The sequence below is a fragment of the Actinospica robiniae DSM 44927 genome (genome assembly GCF_000504285.1).
Classification (GTDB): domain Bacteria; phylum Actinomycetota; class Actinomycetes; order Streptomycetales; family Catenulisporaceae; genus Actinospica; species Actinospica robiniae.
In genome coordinates this window covers 9,890,636-9,912,887 of sequence record NZ_KI632511.1, presented here as the reverse complement: position 1 = coordinate 9,912,887, position 22,252 = coordinate 9,890,636, and the positions used below count along the sequence as shown (strand labels likewise).

Annotated in this window: 10 protein-coding genes; 5 read left to right on the top strand and 5 right to left on the bottom strand. The window is 68.8% G+C overall.

The annotated features are described in order from the left end of the window. Positions 1-97 precede the first annotated feature (97 nt). A complete protein-coding gene (locus ACTRO_RS50165; RefSeq protein ID WP_245594645.1) occupies positions 98-733 on the bottom strand; it encodes a hypothetical protein in 636 nt (211 codons plus the stop codon). A gap of 720 nt (positions 734-1,453) precedes the next feature. On the opposite strand from ACTRO_RS50165, the gene ACTRO_RS44695 reads away from it, so the two are divergent. From ACTRO_RS44695 to ACTRO_RS42430, 3 genes are all read left to right on the top strand, one after another. Beyond that, positions 1,454-4,396 (top strand): AfsR/SARP family transcriptional regulator, encoded by a 2,943-nt coding sequence (locus ACTRO_RS44695; RefSeq protein WP_051452242.1) that lies wholly within the window; start codon positions 1,454-1,456, stop codon positions 4,394-4,396. A gap of 330 nt (positions 4,397-4,726) precedes the next feature. After that, positions 4,727-8,116, top strand: coding sequence for an FxSxx-COOH system tetratricopeptide repeat protein (gene fxsT, locus ACTRO_RS42435; RefSeq protein WP_169740032.1), 3,390 nt, complete (start codon positions 4,727-4,729; stop codon positions 8,114-8,116). 335 nt (positions 8,117-8,451) lie between these two features. Then, entirely contained in the window at positions 8,452-9,741 is a 1,290-nt protein-coding gene (locus ACTRO_RS42430; protein ID WP_034272262.1) for a phosphorylase family protein, read from the top strand. Here the strand turns inward: ACTRO_RS42430 and ACTRO_RS42425 are convergent. Continuing rightward, entirely contained in the window at positions 9,707-11,530 is a 1,824-nt protein-coding gene (locus ACTRO_RS42425) for an HEXXH motif domain-containing protein (RefSeq protein ID WP_034272259.1), read from the bottom strand. The genes ACTRO_RS42430 and ACTRO_RS42425 overlap by 35 nt on opposite strands. A 792-nt stretch (positions 11,531-12,322) precedes the next feature. Between ACTRO_RS42425 and ACTRO_RS42420 the strand changes: the two genes are divergently transcribed. Both ACTRO_RS42420 and ACTRO_RS47870 read left to right on the top strand, forming a co-directional pair. Beyond that, positions 12,323-14,191, top strand: a complete 1,869-nt coding sequence (locus ACTRO_RS42420; protein ID WP_034272256.1) for an HEXXH motif domain-containing protein — start codon at positions 12,323-12,325, stop codon at positions 14,189-14,191. A 253-nt stretch (positions 14,192-14,444) separates the two neighbouring features. Beyond that, on the top strand, positions 14,445-14,618 hold the full coding sequence (locus tag ACTRO_RS47870; protein ID WP_157436753.1) for a hypothetical protein: 174 nt from the start codon (positions 14,445-14,447) through the stop codon (positions 14,616-14,618). Positions 14,619-14,633: 15 nt separating this feature from the next. On the opposite strand, the gene fxsT (ACTRO_RS42415) is transcribed toward ACTRO_RS47870, so the two are convergent. The 3 genes from fxsT (ACTRO_RS42415) to ACTRO_RS42405 are packed head-to-tail and all read right to left on the bottom strand — an operon-like array spanning position 14,634 to position 22,224. After that, positions 14,634-19,127, bottom strand: coding sequence for an FxSxx-COOH system tetratricopeptide repeat protein (gene fxsT / locus ACTRO_RS42415; protein WP_281177952.1), 4,494 nt, complete (start codon positions 19,125-19,127; stop codon positions 14,634-14,636). Further along, the gene (locus ACTRO_RS42410; RefSeq protein ID WP_034272250.1) at positions 19,124-20,224 is read right to left on the bottom strand and encodes an AAA family ATPase; all 1,101 of its coding nucleotides are present in this window, start codon (positions 20,222-20,224) and stop codon (positions 19,124-19,126) included. The genes fxsT (ACTRO_RS42415) and ACTRO_RS42410 overlap by 4 nt, the downstream gene beginning before the upstream one ends. After that, entirely contained in the window at positions 20,221-22,224 is a 2,004-nt protein-coding gene (locus ACTRO_RS42405) for a VMAP-C domain-containing protein (RefSeq protein ID WP_245594729.1), read from the bottom strand. The genes ACTRO_RS42410 and ACTRO_RS42405 overlap by 4 nt, the downstream gene beginning before the upstream one ends. Positions 22,225-22,252: the final 28 nt, after the last annotated feature.

Genomic DNA, 22,252 nt, shown 5'->3' with positions numbered 1-22,252 from the left:
GGCGGACCCGGCCGGAAACGGGGGCCACCGCGCAGCGGGCGGGTCCGGTTCTGAGCGGAACCCGGGCCCGAAAAGCGCCGGGCTCAGCCCTGAGCGGTCAGGCACCCTCTTGCAGCACAAGCCCGAACGAGCGCAGCTCGTCCGCCACCTCCGACGCATCCAGCTCCGGGTTGAGTCCCGCCAGGATCCGCGGCGTCAGTGGTCGCAGCGCATAGACGTGCCGCACCGCCTTGATATCGACCTCGGCCTCGTAGTAGTCGCGGGCGAACGCGGCATACCCCTCTGCGCCGTCAACCAGGACCTCGAAGAGCCATCCGGCTCCACCGTCCTCACCCGCCCGGCCCGGCACCGCCGGCGAACCACACGCCCACGCGGCTGCGCCGTGCTCGCGCCAGAAGCACACCGTTGCGCGCAGCGTCGAGCCGTCCGGGTCGCAGAACGCCGGCTCCTGAGCCAAGGGGCGGAACGCCTCGGGCATCCCGTCGAGCAACCCGGGCCACAGCGTCAAAGGCCCACGCCGGTACGGGCTCATCTCCGACTCGTGGTCGAAGCCGTAGGCCCAAACGCCCTCCGGCGCAAAAACGATCGCGTACTCGTTGCCCGAACCATCGCGCATCGAGGCCATCTGCAAGGACGGCGACCACGCGGGATCGAAGGAGAAGTATCTCGAATGCCACTCCGGGCTCATGATCGCATCGAGTGCGGCCATCGCCCTGCACCGGTCGCCGACCACGCCGGCATCCGGGAGACGTGTAATCAAACCATTGACAGACACGGAGCTCATCCAACCCCACTCGTGACCATGCGGGCAACCACGTGATCCAAGCCGGCACGCATCCGGACTCGTCTCAGAGCGGAACTCGGACTCAAATCGAGCCGGAATCCCGACCCTGCACTGCGACCATGTCACGCAGGGTAACGAAGAAGGCCGCCCCACCAACCGGTGGGCACGGCCTCCGCCCTGCACTTTCCTTCTCGGGCTGACAGGATTCGAACCTGCGACCCGTTGACCCCCAGCGCTTGCAGGAATCCTGCAGTCCAGTTCCAGAACCGGGCGAGATGCTCGAATCCAAGGGCGGACGAGGGAAGGGCAGGGAAGGGGCCATGCGGAGACTCATCGTGGAGAACGGCGTCCCGTGGCGGGACGGGGCGCGTCGCTGCGGGCGGGACGGCAGGTACATAGTCGCCTGTCCCGCCTGCGAGGGCTCTGGCCGGGTGGTGCGCCCCGGCTCGCAGGTGCCGGTCGGGTGCCGGCTGTGCTGGGAGCGCGGCCGGGTTTCGCGCATCGTCGCCGAGCGCTTCACCCGCGAGGCGTCGGACGGGGAGGGGGCGTGCCGCCGACGTGGCCGGAAAAACGGTGGCGATCTGCCCGAAGTTTCGCGGTATGCTGCGATAGTGTGCGGTTGACCTCGGACGGGAGAGCGCGCTTGCCGCTGCGGCGAAGCCGGCGCCATTGCTCGAGCTGTGCCTGTTCGGCCCTGCCAGAGCCCTTCATCAGGGCCGGGAGATCGACCTCGGCGGTCCTCAGCCACGCAGCATTCTCGCGGTGCTGTTGCTGCAGCCGGGCCGCACCGTCTCGAAGGACCGACTGATCGCGTGCGCCTGGCCGGGCGACGCGCCGCCTACCGCCGGCGACCTGGTGGCCGCCTACGTCTCGCGGTTGCGCAAAGCCCTGGCTCCGGCCGGTCGCGGGCTGGTCCTGCGCGCAGTGCGGCCGGGGTTCCGGGCCGAGATCGACGACGCGTCGGTAAGCGTCGACGTGCACGCGTTCCAGGCGCTGCTGCGCCGAGCCGCCCAGGAACGCGAGTCATACGAGCACGAACTCGCCTCCGCGCATCTGCAGCAGGCGCTCGAGCTTTGGGCGGGCTACACGGAGGCGATGGTCGGCCTCGATTCCGCTTGGCTGCGGGAGAAGGCAGCCGAGCTGGCGGCGAGCCGGCTCGACGCGATCGAGCTGCTCGGTGAGCTCTACCTGGCTTCGGACAAGGCCTCGCGCGCCGTCGCCTTGTTGGCTGAGCCGGTGCGGCTGCACCCGGGACGGGAGCGGCTGGCCGCCGCGCTGGTCGATGCGCTGGTCGCTTCGGATCGCCACGGGCACGCCGCCGATGTGGCCGCACGGGCGGCCGCAGCGCTCGTCAAGCGTGGCCAGGAGCCCGGGCCTGCGCTGCGCCGAGCCCAGAGCGCGGCCTTGGCGCCAAGCGCCCCTGAACCGCCGCGACGGCGTGCCGGACCACGCAACCAACTGCCCGCGGACACGGGGGCGTTCACCGGCCGCGAAGCCGAACTGGACCAGCTGCTCGAACTCGTCGCCGATCACGGCGGCGCCGATGGCGAAAAACCGCGGGCCGGCCAGGTGCCGATCGCCGCGATCGACGGCATGGGCGGCATCGGCAAGAGCGCGTTGGCCGTGCGCTTCGCCCATCGAGTCGCGGAGCGGTTTCCGGACGGTCAGCTCTTCGCGGACCTGCGAGGCCATACGCCTGGGCATCCCCCTCGCGCCGCCCGCGAGGTGCTCGAGGCGCTGCTGCTCGCACTGGGGCTGAGCCCCGATCAGATCCCGGAGGGCGAGGACGCGCGGTCGGCGCTGCTGCGCGGTCGGCTCACCGGGACGAGAACACTGATCGTCCTAGACAACGCCCGCAACGAGGCGCAGATCCGGCCGCTGCTGCCGGGCGCGGAGGACTGCCTCGTCGTGGTCACCAGCCGTCGCCGGCTCAAGGGACTCGACGACGCGGTCAACCTCTCGCTCGGACTGCTGCCGGAGCCGGCCGCCGCCGCGCTCTTCCGGCGGGTGGCCGGCCCCGGCAGGGTGGCGGCCGCGGAGGCCGACGTGAGCGAAGTGGTCGATCTGTGCGGCCGGCTCCCCCTGGCCCTGCGGATCGCGGCCGCGCTGTTGCGACACCGCCCGAGCTGGAGCGTCAGTCATCTGGCCGCCCGCCTGCGTGATCTCAGCGGCCGGGTCGATGCGCTGACTGATGGCGAACGCGACCTGTCCGTCGTCTTCGACGAGTCGTACCGTCATCTGCCGGACGAGCTGCGCCTGCTCTACCGGCGGTTGGGCCTGCATGCCGGTGACGACTTGGACGTGTTCGCCTCCGCGGCCCTCGCGGACCTCGAGCCGTCGACGGCCGGGAGACGGCTTGAGGAGTTGGTCGACCACAACCTGCTCAGCGAGCCCTCCCCCGGCCGCTACCGGATGCACGACCTCGTGCGCATCCATGCTCTCGGCAGAGCGGATGCCGATGAGACACCGGCATCGAACGGCACCACCGCCCGTCGCGCTCTCGACTACTACCTCGCTCTCGCACAGGCGGCGAACCGCTATCTCGCGCGGCGCGCGCTCGCCATCGATATTCATACGAGCGACCCGCCGAGATTCCTCCCGGAGATCCTGAATCGCGAACAGGCTGTGGAATGCGTGCGGGACGAATTCGCGAATCTCTCGGCCTACACAGAGAGCGCGAGAACACGCGGACTCGCGGATTACCTGGTGAGCTTCTCCGCCGCGCTTCATGGATATCTTTATGTCAATGGACCGTGGGCGTTCGCGCGGGACCTGCACACCGCCGCGGCCGAGGCCGCGGCCCGATCCGGCGATGAACTCGGCCAGGCGACCGCGCTGCACACCGCGGGCCGGGTGCGCCGCCTGTTGGGCGACTACCGCGGCGCGGCCGCGGACTTCACCGCCGCGCTGGAGATCTACCGGCGATTGGGGCACGAACACGGCCAGGCTCACGCGCTGGACGCGCTCGGGCGTATCAGCTGGCTGACCGCCGACTATCCGGCCGCGATCGAGGCGTTCGAGCGCGCACTGGAACGCTATCGCCGTGCGGGCGACACGATCGGTGAGGCGGGGTCGCTCAACGGTCTCGGCCGCGTGTGCCGCTTGACCGGCAACCCTGCCCAGGCACTGGACCTGCACGCCAGAGCATTGCGGCTGTGCACGCAACGGGCGGACCCGATCGGCCAGGCGACCGCCCTCAACGACCTGGGCTGCGCCCGCGAGCAAACCGGCGACCTGGCAGGTGCGTTCGAGGCGCAGGAGTCCGCGTTGGCCCTCTATACGAAATCCGCGCATGTCCTGGGCCAGGCGAACGCGTGGCACGCCCTGGGCCGGCTGCAACGGCTGACCGGTCGCACGCTGGACGGCGAGGGGACCGAGCGCCACGCGCTCGAACTCTACGAGTCTCTCGGTCACATCCTCGGCCAGGCGAACGCCTGGGTCGAACTGGCCCATGCCTGTGGCGAACTCGGCCATCCCGCGGCGGCCGAACAGGCCCTGCGGCGCGCGCTCGCGCTGTTCGGCCGAGTCGGCGACCGCCGCGGCGAGGCGGAAGTACACGATCTGCTGTCAGAGATCATTAAAAGTACAAACCGAGAAGCCGATGTCGGATGAGTGTGGAGAAGATCCACATGACTGAACGATATCCGAGCTTCCCTGGACAAGGCTTTACCTCAGCCGGGGCTTGGGTAGTAGCATGACCTAGACTGGCCATTTCCGCGATGGTCAGCATGCATATATGCACGTCATTTCGACGGAGGGTTCGCGGAGCAGGTCGACCGCGGTGGGCGACCGCGTAGTCGTGCAGTCCGGTACAGCCGGTCCGCGGAATGGAGGGTGCGTGGACCACTGTGCCGTCACGCCACCCGTGCGAGGGCACTCGCGCGGCCAGTCGGGGCCGGTCGCGCCGACGATTCGGTCTGGGGGCTGGGTATGGCCAGGAGCGTGAACAGGGGCCTGTCCCCGCAGAGCTCGGCATCCGAACTGTGTGGCGCGCTAGTGGGCGCGCTGGTCGAGATCCCCTTCATGGCGGCTCTCCCGGAACGGCGCTTCCTGATCACACTGATGCGCCGGGACGTGAACTCGTTTCCCGAGGTCGCCGAGCGCAGCGAGCCGCGCTTGCACATCGTCGAGATCGTCTTTCAGTGCCTCGCGCATCCCGGGGGCCTGCGGGCGCTGCAGCAGGCACTGTCGACTATGGCGCCGGATGCACCCGGGACGCGGCGCACATCGGAACTGCTCGGGGCCGCAACCCTGCTCAACCTCCTTCAGGAGGTCGAGGCCGCCGATGCGCGAAAGCTGCTTCGCCAGGCCGCGGCGGCTGACGGGTCGGGCTCCACCGAAGCGGTGCTACGCCACTTCGCCCCGGCCGGTTCGCTCCCGGCCGTCGACCAGACCGATCTCGTGCAGGTGTTCGATCACTGGGCCGAGGAGCGCAACGCCGCCCGGCGGGTTCCCACAGCGGTGTGCTTCGTCGACGCGATAGCGCACGGAGTCGAGGACGCCGAGGTATCGCAGGGGTTGATGCGTTGGGCCGAGCAGGTGGTCTTGCGCCTGGAGGCCGAGGACGACTTCCAGGCGTGGCGGCGGCAGCACGCCGGGGCCCGACCGGGCGCGCACGCGCAGGTGGCGAGCGCATCCTCTGGCCACTCGAATGCCTCCAATGCCTCCGCTCCCTCGGACTGCGTGGGATTGAACGATCATGAGTCGACTCATAACGACATTGAATCGGTAGATCTCGACCCGAACGCCGCGACCTCGACTCCGGAGGCAACCCTCGCACCGCCGGACGATCCCCAAGGAGAGATGATGCCGCCCGTCGCCACGTCAAGCGGACGGTCGACCAGACTTCCACTGGTCTGGGGTGACGTCCCGCAACGCAACCCGAGCTTCACCGGCCGGGAGGCACTGCTGCGCCAGTTGCACGAGGACCTGACCAGCTCCCGGCAGACCGCGGTCCTTCCTCAGGCCCTGCACGGCATGGGCGGGGTGGGCAAGTCGCAGGTCGCCATCGAGTACGTGCACAGACATAGCGCCGAGTACGATTTGATCTGGTGGATCCCGGCTGAGCAGCCCAACCAGATCCTCGAGTCCTTCACCCGGCTGGCCGAGCGGCTGGAGCTCGGCGCGGGCCCCGAGGCGAACGTCGCCGTCCCGATGGTGCGCGAGGCGCTGAGCACGGGGAGCCTGGACTACGAGCACTGGCTTCTGGTCTTCGACAACGCCGAGGCACCGGATGACCTGCAGCGGTACTTCCCCACCGGGGGCGCGGGCAAGATCCTGGTCACCTCGCGGGACATGGACTGGGCCCGGGTCACCCGGGTACTCGAGGTCGACGTCTTCGAACGCGAGGAGAGCATCCAGTTCCTACGCCGTCGCAATCCCGACCTCGAACGGGACGAGGCGGACAAGCTCGCCGAAGCACTAGGCGACCTCCCGGTCGCGATCGAGCAGGCGGCGGCGTGGCGTGCCGCGACCGGTATGCCGATCAACGAGTACCTGGAATTGCTGGAGAACAAGCGGATCGAGTTGCTCGACGCCTCGCCGTCGCCGGACTACCGGTGGTCGGTCGCGGCCGCCTGGCAGGTCTCGCTGGACAAACTCCGCGAGATCAACCCCGGTGCGCTTCAGCTACTCCAGGTCTGTTCGTTCCTCGCACCCGAGCCGATCAACCGCGACCTGTTCGCCGGTTCTCCCAAGTCCGCCATCACGCCGGAGCTCGATCCGCTGCTGAGCGACGCCTTCCGGCTGAGCCGGGCGATCCGCGACATCCACCGTTACGCGCTCGCGCGGATCGACCACCGGCACAACACCCTGCAGATCCACCGCCTCATCCAGGCGGTGCTGATCGCAGGTCTGCCTGAAGAGGAACGCCGGACTCTGCGCAACGGCGCCCACACGATTCTGGCCAACAATACGCCGACCAACCCGGACTCGCGTGCTGAATGGCCTCGCTACCAGGCGCTGCTTCCCCACGTGCTCACCTCCGGAGCTGTCGAGTCCGCCGACCGACGGGTCCACGACCTCGTCTTCAGTGTGGCGAAGTTCCTCTACTACTGGGGAGATCACCAGGGCGGCCAGGACCTGATCGAGCGGGCGTACGAGTGCCGGGTGCGAGACCGCGGCCCATCGGACTCGCACACCCTGACGGTGGGGAAATGGCTCGGCTTCATGCTGTGGGTGAACGGAGAATACGCGCGGGCCAAAGAACTCAACGCACAGCTGCTCGCCAGGTATCACGACGTGTACGGCGATGAGGACGAAGGCACGATCGACGCGATGACCGTCGTCTCGGCCGACCACAGGGCGGCCGGCGACTTCATCGCCTCCCGCGACATCGCCGAACAGGCTCTGGCCATCGCGACGCGGGTGTTCGGCGAGGACGATCCGGCCACTCTGCGCTGCGCGCACAACCTCTGCGTGGCGCTGCGATGGACCGCCGAGTTCACTCGTGCGGAGCAGATCGACATGGCCACCTATGAACGCAGCGCGATCGTCGTCGGCCCGGACAGCGATCGTACCCTCAATACTCTGAACGGCCTTGGCGTCGATCGGCTGGAGCTGGGCCGGTACATCGAGAGCGGTCCAGAGCAGGAAGAGGCTTACAGAAGGCATCTCGAGGCGTTCGGCGTCGAAAATCCCAGCACCCTGCGAGCAGCGCGCATCCTGGCGGTGGCACGGCGCAAAGTCGGAAACCATGCAAGCGCTCTCGAGTTGTCTCGGGACACTTTGGAGCGGCTGCGCCGGCGGTACGGCGACACGTACCCGTGGACCCTGGCTATGGCCGTGAACCACGCGGTCGATTTGAGGCATGACCAGCAGTTGGACATGGCGCGCGATCTCAGCGAGCAGACTGCGGCCGCGTATGACCGAATCTTCGGCCCACGTCACTGCCTCACGCTCTCGGCGCGGACGAACCTGGCGGTGGTGCTGAGGTTGCAAGGGGACCCGGCCGCGGCGCTCGAGCTGAACATGCGAACGCTCGAGTATCTGCGGGAAGAGCTGGGCCCCGATCATGTGACGACTCAAGTCTGCCTGACGAACACGGCAAGCGATCTGGCCGCGCTCAACCGGGTGCAGGAGGCCTTCGAACTCGACACGGATGTCCTGGACCGCAACCAGCGGATTCTGGGAGACCGGCATCCGACCACGCTTGCCTGCAGTGTGAACCTGGCGCTCGATCTGCGCGCTCTGGGGCGCGTCGCGGAGGCAGACCACATCCAGTCCCAGACGATGGTGTTGTTGCGGCAGGTCCTCGGGGACCGGCACCCCGCCACGCTGAACGCGCTGCAGAGCATCCGCGCCGACTGCGATGTGGACCCGATGCCGTTGTGACAGCCTGGAGTCGGGCGATACTATCTGGTATCGCCCGACTCCGCACCTCCGGTTCAGTCGGCTCGGCCCGGCGGACCACTGCTTCCAAGATTGGCCCGCGGCCTGTCGATCTGCTCGTACAAGTCGCTCAGCCACGGTGCCAAGGCGGCAGGCCGCAGCGTTCCGAGCGCCGTCAACGAGAGCGAAGCCAACTCAGGCAGCTGCGTCTCGAGTCTCGGCTGTGTACCCGGTTCGGGCGCGTTCAACTCGTCCCCCATCCTCGGACCAGGAAAGCGATCACACGGCAAGGCATCCCGACCGTACGGTCCGGTGCCCGCGTCGGGAAGGAGCCACCGATGACCGCGACACCCGACTCGGCGACGGCCGCGTCGCAGAGCACCGAGACCGTGCGTGTCGGGATCATCACGGCACTACCGGTGGAGTCCGCGGCGATGGAGATCTTCCTCGACGGGGTGCTGGACCAGCCGATAGACCAGGACCATTATCACTATCGCTCAGGAACCGTACCGAGTAAAGCGCAAGGTCGGCCCCACCGAGTGGTATGGGCCATGCCGACGCGGGACGGGACCAGGGAGGCGGCGGCGACGTGCGCGGACATGCTGCGCAGCTTTCCCGGGATCGCGGTCGTGATGGTGTGCGGAATCGCCGGCGGGACGCTTCCGGCGGAGGCGGGGATGCGGTTCGGCGACGTCGTGGCCGGCACCGAGGGCGTGGTCGATTACGGCCATGTCCGGCAGGTGAACGGCGTGACCTCGTTGCGACGCTTCACCAACGGGCTGTCCGCGGCTCTGCTGCGGGCGGATCGGGAGATACAGAGCGCTGCTTTGCTGGGACGGGAGCCGTGGCGCGACGCGCTCGCGCAGGCGCAGGCGCGGTTCCCGCGGTTCCGGTGCCCGGCCTACGCGACCGATCCGCGGCGGGGCGGGCAGGGAGTGCGGGCGCGGGAGCCGGAGGTGTTCCGCGGTGCCGTCGGCAGCGCGGATGTGCTGCTGCGGGACGCGGCGTACCGCGACGAGCTCGCCGGGCGGCACGAACTCAGCGCGGTGGAGATGGAGGCGGCCGGAGTCGCCGCGGCCGTCGACGCCGCCGGGCGGCACTGGTTCGTGGTACGAGGCATATCCGACTACTGCGAGAACGAGACCAAGAATGATGTCTGGCATGATTACTCGGCGCTGACGGCGGCAGCGTATGCCAGGGGCCTGCTCGCGCAGTGCCCTCCCTTCGACGCCGTGGCAGCAAGCTCAGCCGGCGCCCATCGACAGGTTGCCGCGCGGGCCGTCGACGCGTGGGTCGAGAACGGCAGCGTCGCCGACGCGCGTGATCGGCTGCGGGGGACGGCAGGACTGGCTGCGGTCGTCGACGCGATGGTCCGCATTCCACAGCTGGCCGACGACTATCAGCGGCGCACGATCCTCGCCGTCCTGCCGCCTGGCTTCCGGTCCGCCGTGCCGGACAGCGTCAATGGCCGCATTCACTTGGTCGGGCTGGTGGAGACGGCGGACAGGCTGCCGGGCGGGCGCGAAACGGTGATCGACGCGCTTCGGCTGGCGCTGGGCGAGGATTCGGCCGATCTCACCCGGTTGCTCGAGGTCATCGCGGTGCATTGGCCGGCCCGAGCCGTGTGAACCACGCTGCCACGGCCTCCGGATCGCAGCGATGGCCCGACTCGACCAGCCGCCGGAAGACGCTGATGACCGCGCGCGGACGAGTGCGCAGCGCCGAGCACTCCGGGTCGGCGAGGGCCAGACCGGTCCACGCGTGCAGATCGTCGGGATCCGCGGCTATGCGGGTCAGATAGCCGCTGCGGGCGGGAGTGTTCGCGTGCCGGACCAGAGCCTGGTCCGCGGCGTCGATTCCGATGCGCCGCAGTCTCTCGGGCAGTTCGGCGCCGGGTGCGACAAGTTCCCCCCGGACCAGAGCGGCCAGGCCGATGGACCACGCCGCGGCCGGGTTCGATGGCGTGGACGACTTGACGGCCGCCCTGGTTTCGGGCACCGGGCGGCAGAACCTGTACGCGTCGGCGAGGAGGGCGACGTCCTCAGGTGCGGGAACGTCACCGTGGCGGATGAGCCAGCCGGTGCGATGGTAGTCCGCGAGCAGTGTGGCGGCTTCGAGCGCGGCGCGGTCGAGTTCCTTGACAGACCACTCCCCGATCTTCGCCGACATGCCCGCCACCAGCAGGTTTCCCCACGTGGTCAGCCGGCCGGAATCCTCCGCCTGACGCAGCGCCTGCGTCAGCTGAAGATGTGCATAGGCGAGCTCGAATTCGACGACTCTGCGTTCAGTACCCACCGCGCCGTTCCGATGGGTGTACCAGAACCCCGCCATGCCGACGAAGGCGTATATTCCCTGCATCAACCCGGCCAGCGGCCGCGGATCGTCGCGCCAAGGTGCGTAATATCGTTCCTCCTCACCGGCTTCGCACAGCGGGCCGAGATGCATCACGGCACCGAGCTTGGTGTGCTGGAACTCATGGACGAGCGAGAGCGCGAGGCTCACCGCATCCGGTGGCCGTGAGATCAGGACACTGCCGAAAGCTTCGCCGGTGGAGGCGCTGAGCACACCCCAATCGCTTTCGGGCAGCGGCACCAGGCCCACCAGGCCCTCGGCCATTGCGGCCGCCGTCGAAGGGTGCTCGTGGCACAGCAGATTCCAGGCCTCGCGCAGCAGCTTGCGCCAGATGGCCAGCTCGTTCTCGGTCAGACGGCTCGGCGGCGCAGGCTCGGCAAGGTTGCGGAACGGATCGAGGTCGTCGATCGCGAGGGAAAGCGGAAAGGGGCCGTCAAGCTCGCAGGTTTGCAGGCCGAGCCAGCCGGCCGCGTCCTCCGAGCCCGGCTCGGGAACCGCCACGACGCGATGGCGATGGCGGATCCGGATCGCACCGCCCGAGACGGTGGCGGCCGCATACTGCGCCGAGTGCGGTCGCGGGAACTCGGCCATGCCGCGTCCGGGCAGCATCACTCGGCCCTCGCGCATGGGCAGACGGGTGCTCCAGGGCAGTCCCGCGGCGGCACGAGCGAGCAGAGCGACGGTGTGCAGTACACCGAAATCCAGCCACAAGGGCTCATCCGAGGCGACCTGGCCTCGGTGCCGGCGCAGCGCGAACGCGGCCCAGTTGCCGACTTGCGGGTGCAGCAGGATCCTGCGTACCTCCGCGCTCGCCACGGCCTCGGCTTCAGCCAGCGCCGCCCAGGCACTCGCGGCCGGCGCCAGCGGCCCGCGCGTACGGGTCCCGGCCGACGCGTCGTCAGGCGGTTCGGCGGCCACCGCCACGGCCTTGAGCAGCAACATGCGCCGGCTCAGCTCGGAACGCCAGAGATCGCGGACGATGCCCGGGCCGCCGCCGCCGGAACAGAGTGCTTCGAAGTGCTCGCGCGGCAGGCGATGAGCTTGTGGGACGGTGACGTCGGCCACGGCGGCACCCTTCTGGTCACAGGTACATGTTCGAGGTCTGTTCACCTCTTCCCCGGCGCGACGGTGCGGTGAACCCCTGTCCCCTCGGTCGGGCCGGACTCTGCCGCTTCGGGTGACTCAGTATCGTGATGTGTCAGGTGAGACCTCAGCGCCGCTTTCGAAGAAACGACTCCAGAACCAATGGAGTGCTTTCGCGAACGGGACTCCAGCGCATTTCGCCCGCGACCACCTCCTCGTACTGCGGCGGCGGATCATGTCGTCCCGTCCGATTTACCTTGTTTGCGTAGTACTGGGAAGCCCCCCTGCACGCCCCGCCGGGCGTGGTGGCTGATCTTCGCGCGCCGTTCGTGGCCTGCGTGGCATGCGCGAGGAGGGCACACGGGTGGTAATTGGCCCGCCGCCGACCACCTTCCACTTGAACCCGCGGATCAGGAGCGTGCGCGCAAAGGCGTCCCACTTCGCGTCCGTCGTCAGGTGCTGGAACCTGCCCGGGTTCGCGTGCCCCAGGTGATCGCCGAGCCCTCACGCTCCAGCCGGCCATGCCGGACTCGTCCACAGATTCAATCATGAGGAAATGGCGACTGATCACGGAGGGGGTGTACGTTCCACCCCCGTGGCATTCGTGGCACATTATATCGTAGTCTGATATACGGTATTGGCTGATTAGTCATTGATGCGAGAAGGCCGATGTGGCCCGCTACTTCCCTTCACGGTGAGTGGCTTATCAAGCACCCTGTTATTCTTTCATCCATGCCAAATCTGCCAGCGGCGAGTGACGCTCCGAGATCCCATGTGATCCCGAACGAATACTTTGCCGAGTTATCGGCGGGTCGCGGGGGTCCGGAGGCGGTCCGCTTCCTGTGGCGCACCGAGCGCAGCAGGCGCCTGCTGCTCCTCGCGGCGCTGTTCGATGAGGCGGAGCGTGAACCCCGCCTGGTCGACGGACTACCTGCGGTCGCCGAGGCCCGGCGGCTTTTCGCCACCGCGCAGAAGATCGCCCCCGCCGCGACGGACGAAGTGCTGCTCCATCCCGAAGTGGGCGCGTGGGTCGCGTACACGATGCGGCGACGCGCGGATTTCGGCCTGCGTGCAGGTGTCCCACCGTGCGTCGACTTCGGTGGACTTCATGTGCTTGCGCTCGTCGCGGCAGCGCGTGCGGGGCTGAGCTGGCGCACACGGGTGCCGCTGCGGCTGGGCGGAGTGATGCTGTTCGGCCTGGGCATGGCCAGATTCACGGGCACGGGGTCGGGTGATGCCGAGGACGAATTCGTCGACGCGGTGACGGAGGGCGGCCGCATTCTGCTCACGACCCGCGGGGTGACGGTGGAGGCATGCCACGGCCCCACGGTTGACGCCCGAGTCGGCAGGCCGTCCGACTGTTCGCCCGACGATCGAGGCGAGGGCAGTTGGTGGGGGCTGCACAGCTTTCAGAGCAAGCGGGAGCCCGCCCTGACAGCCTGTCTGGACGACATCGATCCGCTGCGGGACCTGGCCGACCCGGTGCCTCCAGCCCGACTCAGTCCTGACCAGGTCGAACTCTGGTGGTCTCTGCTCGACGACGCCTGGACGCTGCTCTGTGATCACCATCCGGAATCCGCCGCCGAGATCGCTTCCGGTCTGGTGTCCGTCGCACCGCTACCGATGGGCGACCTGCGCGAGACGCGCAGTGCCTCGAGCGGTGAGTCCTTCGGTTGCATGATGGTGAGCCGACCGTTCGACGCCGCGACGATGGCCGTGTCGATCGTACATGAGTTTCAACACATCAAACTAGGCGGTTTGATGCACCTCGTGCAGCTGACGGAGGACGACGAGAGCGCAGCGCTCTACGCGCCGTGGCGTGACGATCCGCGCCCGCTGGGCGGGCTGCTCCAGGGTGCTTACGCGTTCTTCGGGATCGCTGGGTTCTGGCGCGAACATCGCAAGACGGTGTCCGACGCCGAGCTGAGGCAGGCGGACTTCGAGTACGCATACGCGCGGGGTCAGGCATGGGAGGGGCTTGCGACGATTCTCGCCTCGGGCGGACTCACCGCGGCGGGCCGGGAGTTCTCCGCCGGGCTCGCCGCACGGCTCGAGACATGGCAGTCTGAGCCCGTAGACCCGGTCTCCGCGTCAGCGGCCAGCATCGCAGCCGACCATCACCGCGTCGGCTGGCGTATCAGACATCAGAGGGTGCGGGCCGAGGATGCGGAGCTGCTCGCTGAGGCGTGGCTCGCCGACCGAAGCCTGGCCGTGCTGCCCGACAGCCGACCCGAGGTACGTCCGGCGGTCCCGGAGCGGTGGTCGCAGGACATGATGGGACTGATCCGGCGAAGCGTCGCCGTCCCGGAGTCACTTCACCGAGTGACCGCCGAGAAAACGGCCGGCGCACCCCGTGTCCCCGCGCCGCGTCGAGCAGCCGATGTCGCCCTCGTCCTTGGATCGAGCCAAGAGGCCTTGGAGGGATATACGGCAGCGCTGCACGACGACTGCAAGGACGTGGACGCCTGGTGCGGCCTCGCACTCTGCCTCGATGCCGCGGGCCACCGGACCGGGGCGCGACTCCTGGCGCAACGGCCAGAGCTCGTCCAGGCGGTCTACGCGCGAGTCGCTCAGGAAACCGGAGCCGCTCCCGATGCGATCGAGCTGGTCGAATGGCTGGCGTCGGGCTCGACGGCAGCCTGAGGAGCCAGGCTGCGTGGTCGCTGTGGATTCCCGACCACCCGTCGGTTCCCTGTGGGATTCGGTCGACCGGATAGTGGACTTGTCGCCCGCATGGGGGTAGTTCGGGCATGCCTCGGCGCCAATAAAGCGCAAGCGCGGCATCCGACTTCTGACTACCCGTAAGATCTGCTCGGCCACCATCTCGTTGCGTGATATGGGCGCGCTGCAAACCGCCGGGCGCTCAAGCGATCCGGCCTCCTGGAAGGGGCATGCCTTGCCGGAACTCGTGGGCCGGGAGAGCGAACTGGCCGATCTCTCCGATCTGACCGTGGAGCAGGTCCGAGATGTCAAGGACGGGCCGCTCGCCTCGATCCTGGAGATGACGCTGCGACAGGTCGACCGGCCGCGGACCAACCTGGGCAGCGGACCACCCGGCCGGGTCGACTGAGAGACCGGCCGGGTTTCAGAACTGCATCGGGTCGACGTCGCAGTCGGCCCGTTTGCGCGACACAGCTGCCGTCATTGCCGGATGGTCCAACCCGAGTACTCTGCCGAAGGCGTCCAGGATCCGCCCGTACAACTCCTCGCCGGCTTGTTCCGAACCTCCCGCGATCCGATCCATCGCCAAGTTGAGGCCGGCGGCCAGGGTCGAGGGGTGGTCCACGCCGAGCACACGGCGGCAGCACTCGTAGGTCGTCTCGCCCAGGTCGGCCGCCTCAAGACTCCGGCCTAGCGCGGCGATGTCGCTTGCGAGATTGATAGCGCACGTCAGGGTAAGAATGTGCTCGGAGCCGAGTTGGCGTTCGAGCCCTGCCAGCACGTGCGTGTTATGCCCGTACGCATCATGCGCCCGCCCCTGAAGCCGGAGTAGGATCGCGAGGTTGGTCCGCGCATACAGGGTGTACGGATGTTCCGGCCCCAAGACCTCGTCGTACTGTTCGACTGCCTGCTGGGCGAGGGCTGCGGCTTCGTCGAGCTCCCCGGCTTCCCGCAGGCTCACGGCGTAGTTCAACGCAGCAGCGATCGCGTCGACACTGTTCTCCCCGAACCGCTGCCGGAACCGGGTCCAGGCCTCCTCGGCCAGCTTGCGGCCTTCATCGCGGCGTCCGGCACGCCGCCTCGCCACCGCGAGGTTGCGTGCGGCGGTGATCGTCATCGGGTGGGCCGCGCCGAGCACGGTCTGGTACCGCATGTAAAGGTGCTCCTGCAATTCGTGAGCTTGCATGTAGTACCCGCATTCCCGGTGGTCGAGCAGCAGGTTGTTGAGCGACAGGAGCGTTTCGGGATGGTCCTCGCCGAGCACGGCGACGCGGCGGCGGTGGGTGTCGCCGTCGCGCTCGCGGGCCGCGAGGAACTCGCCGGTCAGCCGCAGACTCACCCCCAGGCTGTTCGCGGCTTTGAGGGTGGCCGGGTCGTCGTCGCCGATGGCGTCCTGGGCCAGACGGAGGGCCCGCACATCCAGTTCGCGCGCCGACCCGAACTCCCCGGCGATGCGCAGATCGTTCGCCAGCATGTTCATCGCGTCGATGAGGCCCTCGATGTCGGGCTTGGCGGCCTCCTGATAGCGGTTCAGGCAGTCCTGATCGATCAGCCGGGCCGCGCTGAAGTTGCCGAAAGCCCGGTGGATGAAGCCCAGCCATTTGGCGGCCTTCAGAGTCTGCGCGTGGTCCGCGCCGAGGAGCCGATGCCACTCCTCGAATGTCGACTGCGCCAGGTCTCGGCTGCTGCCCAGATCGCCGCGCCAGTAGTAGAAAGCGATCACATCCAGCACCAGTGCACGTGCCCAGTTGTCCTCGCAGGAGAGCATCCGGGAGGCGGTCACATGCGGACCCAGCTCCTGATAGCGCTCCCACAGTGCGCGCTTATCCGGCCTGCCGGGGTTGCCACCCGCGAGTAGCATGTGCGCGCCGTGCTCCATCTGGCTCCGTCTGTCGGGAGCCATCCAGGCGATCAGAACGGCTTTGACCAGGCGGTGCAGCTGGATCGTGTTCGTGCGGTGATCGATCCGTGCGAGGCCGAAGTTCTGAATGTCGCGCAGGAGCGGGGGGAGCCTGTCCGAGTCCTGAAGGACTTCGTCGAGCTCGGGGATTCTCGGATTCACCCGGGGACAGGTGAAGAGCTCCTGGGAGATCGGCTCGGGGGCGAAGAAGGAACACACCTGCAGCAGCCGCAGCGCGGGTAGGTTGTCCACGCGCAGCCGGTCCAATGCCACGCCCCACGCGGCCGCCACGGGAAGCTCGTAACCGGGCTCCGCCACCAGCGTCGCCATCTCCTCGAGTTTCTCCTCGACCAGCGCCAGGTAATCGGCGAGCGGAGTGCGTGTCGTCGCGCACCAGGCCGAGGCGTGCTCGACGGCAAGAGGCAGGTCGCCCAGCGCGAGGGCAAGGCGGTCCGCGTCTGCGTCGCTCGCCTCGTGGTTGCGGCGCAGCAGCAGTTCGATGCTCTCCTCACGCGTGAATACATCGATCTCGAGGCTCTGTGCGACCTGCCCCCAAGCGGCATTTCGCGAGGTGACCAGAACCTTGCCGGAGCCCGACTCCGGGATATAAGGCCGCACCGCTTCGAGCGTCTCGGCGTTGTCGAACACCAGGAGCCACTTGGCGTAGGGCACGCCTGATCTGAGCGCCGTCTGGACCTGGGCGATCGAGGCGCCGATCTCCAGCCCTGGCTCGTGTCCCAAATGCTCGCCGAGTTCGGAGAGCGAAGCCAGGATCTGGCCGGGTTGTTCGGACGGAATCCACCAGACGAGCTCGTATTCGTCTCGATGACGATACGCGTACTCGATGGCGATCTGGGACTTGCCCACTCCGCCCATCCCGTGCAACGCCTGGGGAAGAACCGCGGTGACGCTGTCGGTTCGCAACCGTCGCTCCAACTGGACGAGCATCTCGGCGCGGCCGGTGAAGGCACTGTTGCGATTGGGTACATTGCCCCAGATCGCGGGACCGACAGTCTGCTCCCTCGGGCCGAACAGCGTGTCGACGGTGAGGTCGAGGTCGTCGACTCGCCGAGGCGCGCGCCCCGGCAGCGGATACGGGTCGATGGGCGCCGGCGGACGCAGTCTCGGCCAGCCCGGGCCGGCCAAGTCGTCATCTCGTGGACCGGTCATCGTCCCGTCCCCTCTCCGCCCGTCCGGTCGGGAACCGGAGTCTTCGGGCTCTGGATCCGCAGCAGGCCCCGGTGCCGCGCCGTGTCGCCAGGGGTGTTCTCGACCGTGCGCGCCGGTCGGCTCCTGCGTAGAACCCGACGCCGATGCAGTGCTCTGATGCGGCGCGGTCCCCTCCTCCCATTCTGCGCCCTGATCGGTCGATTCGTCCCGCCCCGAAGCCGTCGAAGTACCGTCGTCACGGCTGTTTCGCAGCACGGTGACGGCGATCGAGTCGGCGAGGCGCTTCGCGTACAGGGTGTAAGGGCCCGACAGGGCGCGCAGCGCCGCGAGTTCGATCCGGGCCAGCGGCAGCGTCTCCGGGCTGAGCGTGAGAACCCCGTCGGGTTCCGCGGGGCCGAGCAGGGCGAGCGGGTCCAGGCCGCTGGCCGTGTGTCCGCCGTAGTGCACCGCGACGACCTGCAGCACCCGTGCGGTCTCGTCCCGCGTCAGCGCGGAGATCAGGACGTCGCGCACGCCCGCGCGGAAGTCCAGCCAGGTGCCGCCCGCCGGATCGTCGGTGCGTGAGACGAGGGGGCTGGTGATCACCTCGGCGAGGTGATGGGGCCGGGACTGAGGGAGCAGCGTGCTCTGCACCCGACGGGCCAGCGCCAGTTCGAGCGGAGCCGCGGCCAGCTGCGTGGCCAGCCGGAAGGAGAGCGACTCGGCCGAGTTCCGGAAGCGAAGCACCAGGTCCCACGCCGAGCTCGAAGCAGGCTCGTCCGTCGCCTCCCGGACCGCCCGTGCCCCGTCCGCGGACAAGAGCACGGCCTTCACCCAGGCATCCGGCGGCGCGGTGACCAGCTTCGCCCACCAGCCGATCCATCGGGCGTTGAGCTCGAGTACCGGCACCGGGAATTCCGGCCGGAGGCCGGGCTGCGCGAACGGGTCGTGATCGCGGTCCGCCTCACGGACTGCGAGACGAGAGTTGGGAGCGGCCGCTCGCGGCGACCGGACCAGTCCGCTGTACGGATCGAGGGTGCCGCGCCTCCAATACCGCTGTGGATACGGGTTGATCACCGCCAGCGGCCCGGACCGGCCCCACAACTGCAGCAGTCGGGTCATCTGGTCCCCGCGCCACACGCCGCCGCGCCCGTCGGTGAACACCAGAATGATCTGCCGCCCTGCGGGGTCGATCAGCTCCGCTGGATGCCGTATCGAGCCTCCCGGTCCCGCGCGCAGCAGCGGAGGACGGCCGTTCGAGCCGGAATGCAGCCGGAACTCCCGGTACCCACGGAACGAACCGTGCCGCTGAACCAGTTCGCGGAAGGCAGCCAGGGACGGCTGCCACACGTCCATGGTCGGGTCTGCGTCGGCGACCAGTGCCAGCGAAAGCCAACGACCGCGGCCCGGCCGCAGCTCGGGCAGCCACAGGCCGTCTTCGGCGGCCCGCTCCGCCGTGGCCTCCTCGTCCAGCTCGCAATCGGCCGTCGTGAGAACCCGGTGTTTGAAAGGCCTCAGCGCACGCTCGATCGCGCGGCTCCCCGCCAGAGCCGCCAAGCCGCGCGGCGCCGGTCCGGCGGCGGCCGAGACGGCCGAGCGGGACTCCGGATGCAGTACACGAAGGGGCCCGGCCGCGCGGGACCCTCCCTCGGTTCCGGACCTCTCCACGTTTCCCGCCACGTCCCCGGCCGACGGAGCGGCGGCTCGGCTCGCCGGAGGGACCGGGGCGTCGCGCGGGACCGCCGGGCGAGCGGGCTCATCGAGGCCGACTCCGACCACCGCTGCGAGCCACAGCGCGTCGCCAATCGCGATCCAATCGGGCGTTCCGCATTCCGCAGGTGCCCGGATCCGACTGGGGGGCCCGGTCACGGTGGCCACTGCGAGGCCAGGACATGCAGAACACTGTCGATGAGAGACTGCTGCGCTTCGAGATCCTCTGCATAGGCGCCTGCGGTGATCAGGTGCAGAGCGTTGAGCAACTGATCGCGGGCCAAGGGTCCGCGCTGTGCACGGGCCAGGAAGTCCTGGATCAGCGCCCCTGGGTCCGTGGCCAACTGCGGGAACTGGGCGTGCACCATGGCTGCCAGGTCGTCGGCGTCCGGAGGCGGCAGCTCGAGCGGCAGGCAGCGACGCAGGAACGCGGGCGGGAACTCTCGCTCCCCGTTGCTGGTGATCACGATCACCGGGAACGCGAGGCATTGCACCCGACCGCTGTCGATCCGGGCGACACGGTCGGGATCGTCCGTGTACACCTCCACGACAGGGTGCCGCTGCCGGGCGCGCACGAGTTCCGGAATGGAGTATTCACCGTCTTCGAAGATGTGCAGCAGGTCGTTCGGCAGGTCGATGTCGCTCTTGTCCAGCTCGTCGATCAGCAGCATGCGAGGTCGGACGTGCGGCAGCAGTGCCGTGCCGAGCGGGCCGAGGCGGACGAAGTCCCCGAGCCCGGCCCCGGGCGGCCCGTCTTGCGCAACTGGCTGAGCCGAGTTCGCGGACGCCACCGAGCGGTGTTCGGCGCGCGCCGAGGCGGCGTCCTGGGCCCGTCCGATCGCGTCGTAGTCGTAGAGCCCGGACTTCAGGGTGCCGCGACTGGTGACCGCCCAGGTCAGTACTCTGCCCAGGCCCAGTTCGCGGGCGATGCGATAGGCGAGGCTGGACTTGCCCGCCCCGGGTGGCCCGGTGACCAGCAGTGGTCGGCGAAGCCGCAGCGCCGCGTTGACCATGTCGCACTCGTTCCGGCCGGCCGGCCGGCCCCACCACGGGGCCGGTCGGCCGAGTTTGCGGTCGGCACCGTCGTCATCCGGATCAGGAGGCGGCTGCGCGGGCCCGCCGCGGAACATGCGCCACGGCGGCGGATCCGGCAGTTCGACGATCCGCCCCTGCTCGGGCGGCACACCGTCGCCGCGGTAGATCCACCAGGCCGGCCCGGCTCCGGCATGCTCCTGGCCGCTTTCCGGCCCGCTCACAGCCCCACCCCGTCGAGATTCACCAGTCGGTTCGGATCGTCCCACAACACGGCCAGATGCCTCCCGAGACTGGCGGCTCCGTCCGGCTCGGCGCTTGCGGCCTGCCTGCGCAGCTGTCGCAGAGACGAGAGCAAGGTGGCCGGGGGAGTCTCCGCCAGCATGCGCAGCGCTTCGCGTGCCGCGGGATCGGCCACTCCTCGCCTGTCCCAGAGGATCACGGGCACTCCCGCGCTCAGCGCCGAGACCAGCTCGCGCCGCGCGGTCGGCGCCCCAGGCGAGGAGCTCAGCACAACCATGGTGATGTCGGGGCTGAACCGGAGATCCGTGTTCCAGCGGTCTAAGTCGGTGGCGTCCGCCGCACCCCAAAGAACCTGCGGGGGCGCGTCGCCGTGCCAGAGCCGGTCCCAGCGGGCGCGCCACACACGATGCCGGTCTTCTGCCCTCATCCGGTCGAGATTGCGCAGCACGACCTCGTAGTCAGCGCACAGGGGTGCTGCCATGTCCGAGCCCCGGCGGGTGCTCCACCACTCGACCGCCAGGTTCAGCAATTCGGTCGGCAGCACGAATTCGACCGCGATCGGCGCCACGCTGTGCTTCCATACGCATTCCGCGCGCTCGATGAAACCTTCCAGTACAGGTTCCAGGGAACTGAACCACGTCTCGACACTCTCATCGCCGGGAATCGGGTTCCAAGGCCCGGAACCGGCCTGGATCCAGTAGTCGGCGACGCAGCGGCGCACGTCGATGCCGTCCGGCACGATCCGGATCAGCAGGCCGGGCCTGGCCGCGTCCGATTCGGCCGGCGGCGATTCACGCCCACGTCGCAGACGTAGCGGCTCGGCGGCCTGCAGCCGCTCGGCGAGAAAGTCCGCCCACCAGCGCAGCTTGCTCGCATACCGGTCGTCGGCGTCACGGGCGGCCTCCTCGAGCAATGCGACAGCGGGCGGCAGTCCGTCGTCGGCGTTCAGACCGCATAAGTGGTCGAACGCCTCACCCACCGTGCGCAGCCTCGCGGTCGGCGGCTGAACCAGAAGTCCGGCCGAACGGTGCCACAGATCATGCGGATCGAGGCCGGGGACGCTGTCGAGCAGCCTGACGATGTCGTCGCGCTCGGGGTCGGGAACCAATGCGAGCACGCCGCTACCCAAACCGGTGCGCCACACCGGGAACGGCCGGCACAGCCCCAGCAGTTCCTGGGTGTAGAGAGCCGCCATCATCGCCGAGTACGGATGCCAACGGTCGTTCTTGCCGCTGTTCTCGCAGTAGTCCGTGATACCGCGCACCATGAACCACTGCACGCCGCGCAGCCGCGCGCTGACCGCGATGCCGCAACCCTCCATCTCGACGCCCAGCAACCGGTGGCGCTCCGCCAACTCGTCTCGGCGCCGCTCGTCGCGCAGGAGCACGTCACCGGATCCGATCACGCCGTAGTGGACCTTCGGACGGCCCGGCACGTGTCCGCTCAGCTCAGGGTCCGGGTGCTCGGCGAGGTGGCCGCCGACAGTGAGCAGGTCGGTGTCCGCGGGAGGGCGGCCGAAACGGGCCAGCGGCCGTCCGGTCGGAGCGAGGGACAGCTCGCTCCACGAAGGCCGATCGTCGCGCTCGTCCTCGAACTCGCGCTGGCGCAGTTCGTTGCACGCGCGCAGCAGGTCTATCGAAACCCCATCGACCGGTCGGCGGACCGTTTCGCTGCCGTCGATCTGGCGGACGTGCCCGAAGTCGACGATACCCTCGGTGGCCACGACGACGTCGCCAAGCCGCACATGCTGTTCGGGCCGCCGTGGCGAGGGGATGCCACCGGCTATCCCGATCATGAGGACGCAGCGCACGCTCTGAAACGTGCGCAGCAGGTCGGTGCAGGTGGCAGCAGCGTTGCGGGTGTTGTCCTGAGGCATGGTGACCAGGGCGACTCGGTGCGGACGCGCCGTATCGCTGCTGCGCAGGTAGCCGACCCGGTACCGGTTCGGATCCTCGTCGATCGACACGATCTCCTGATGCATGATCAGGGTACTGACGGCGGCTCCCTCC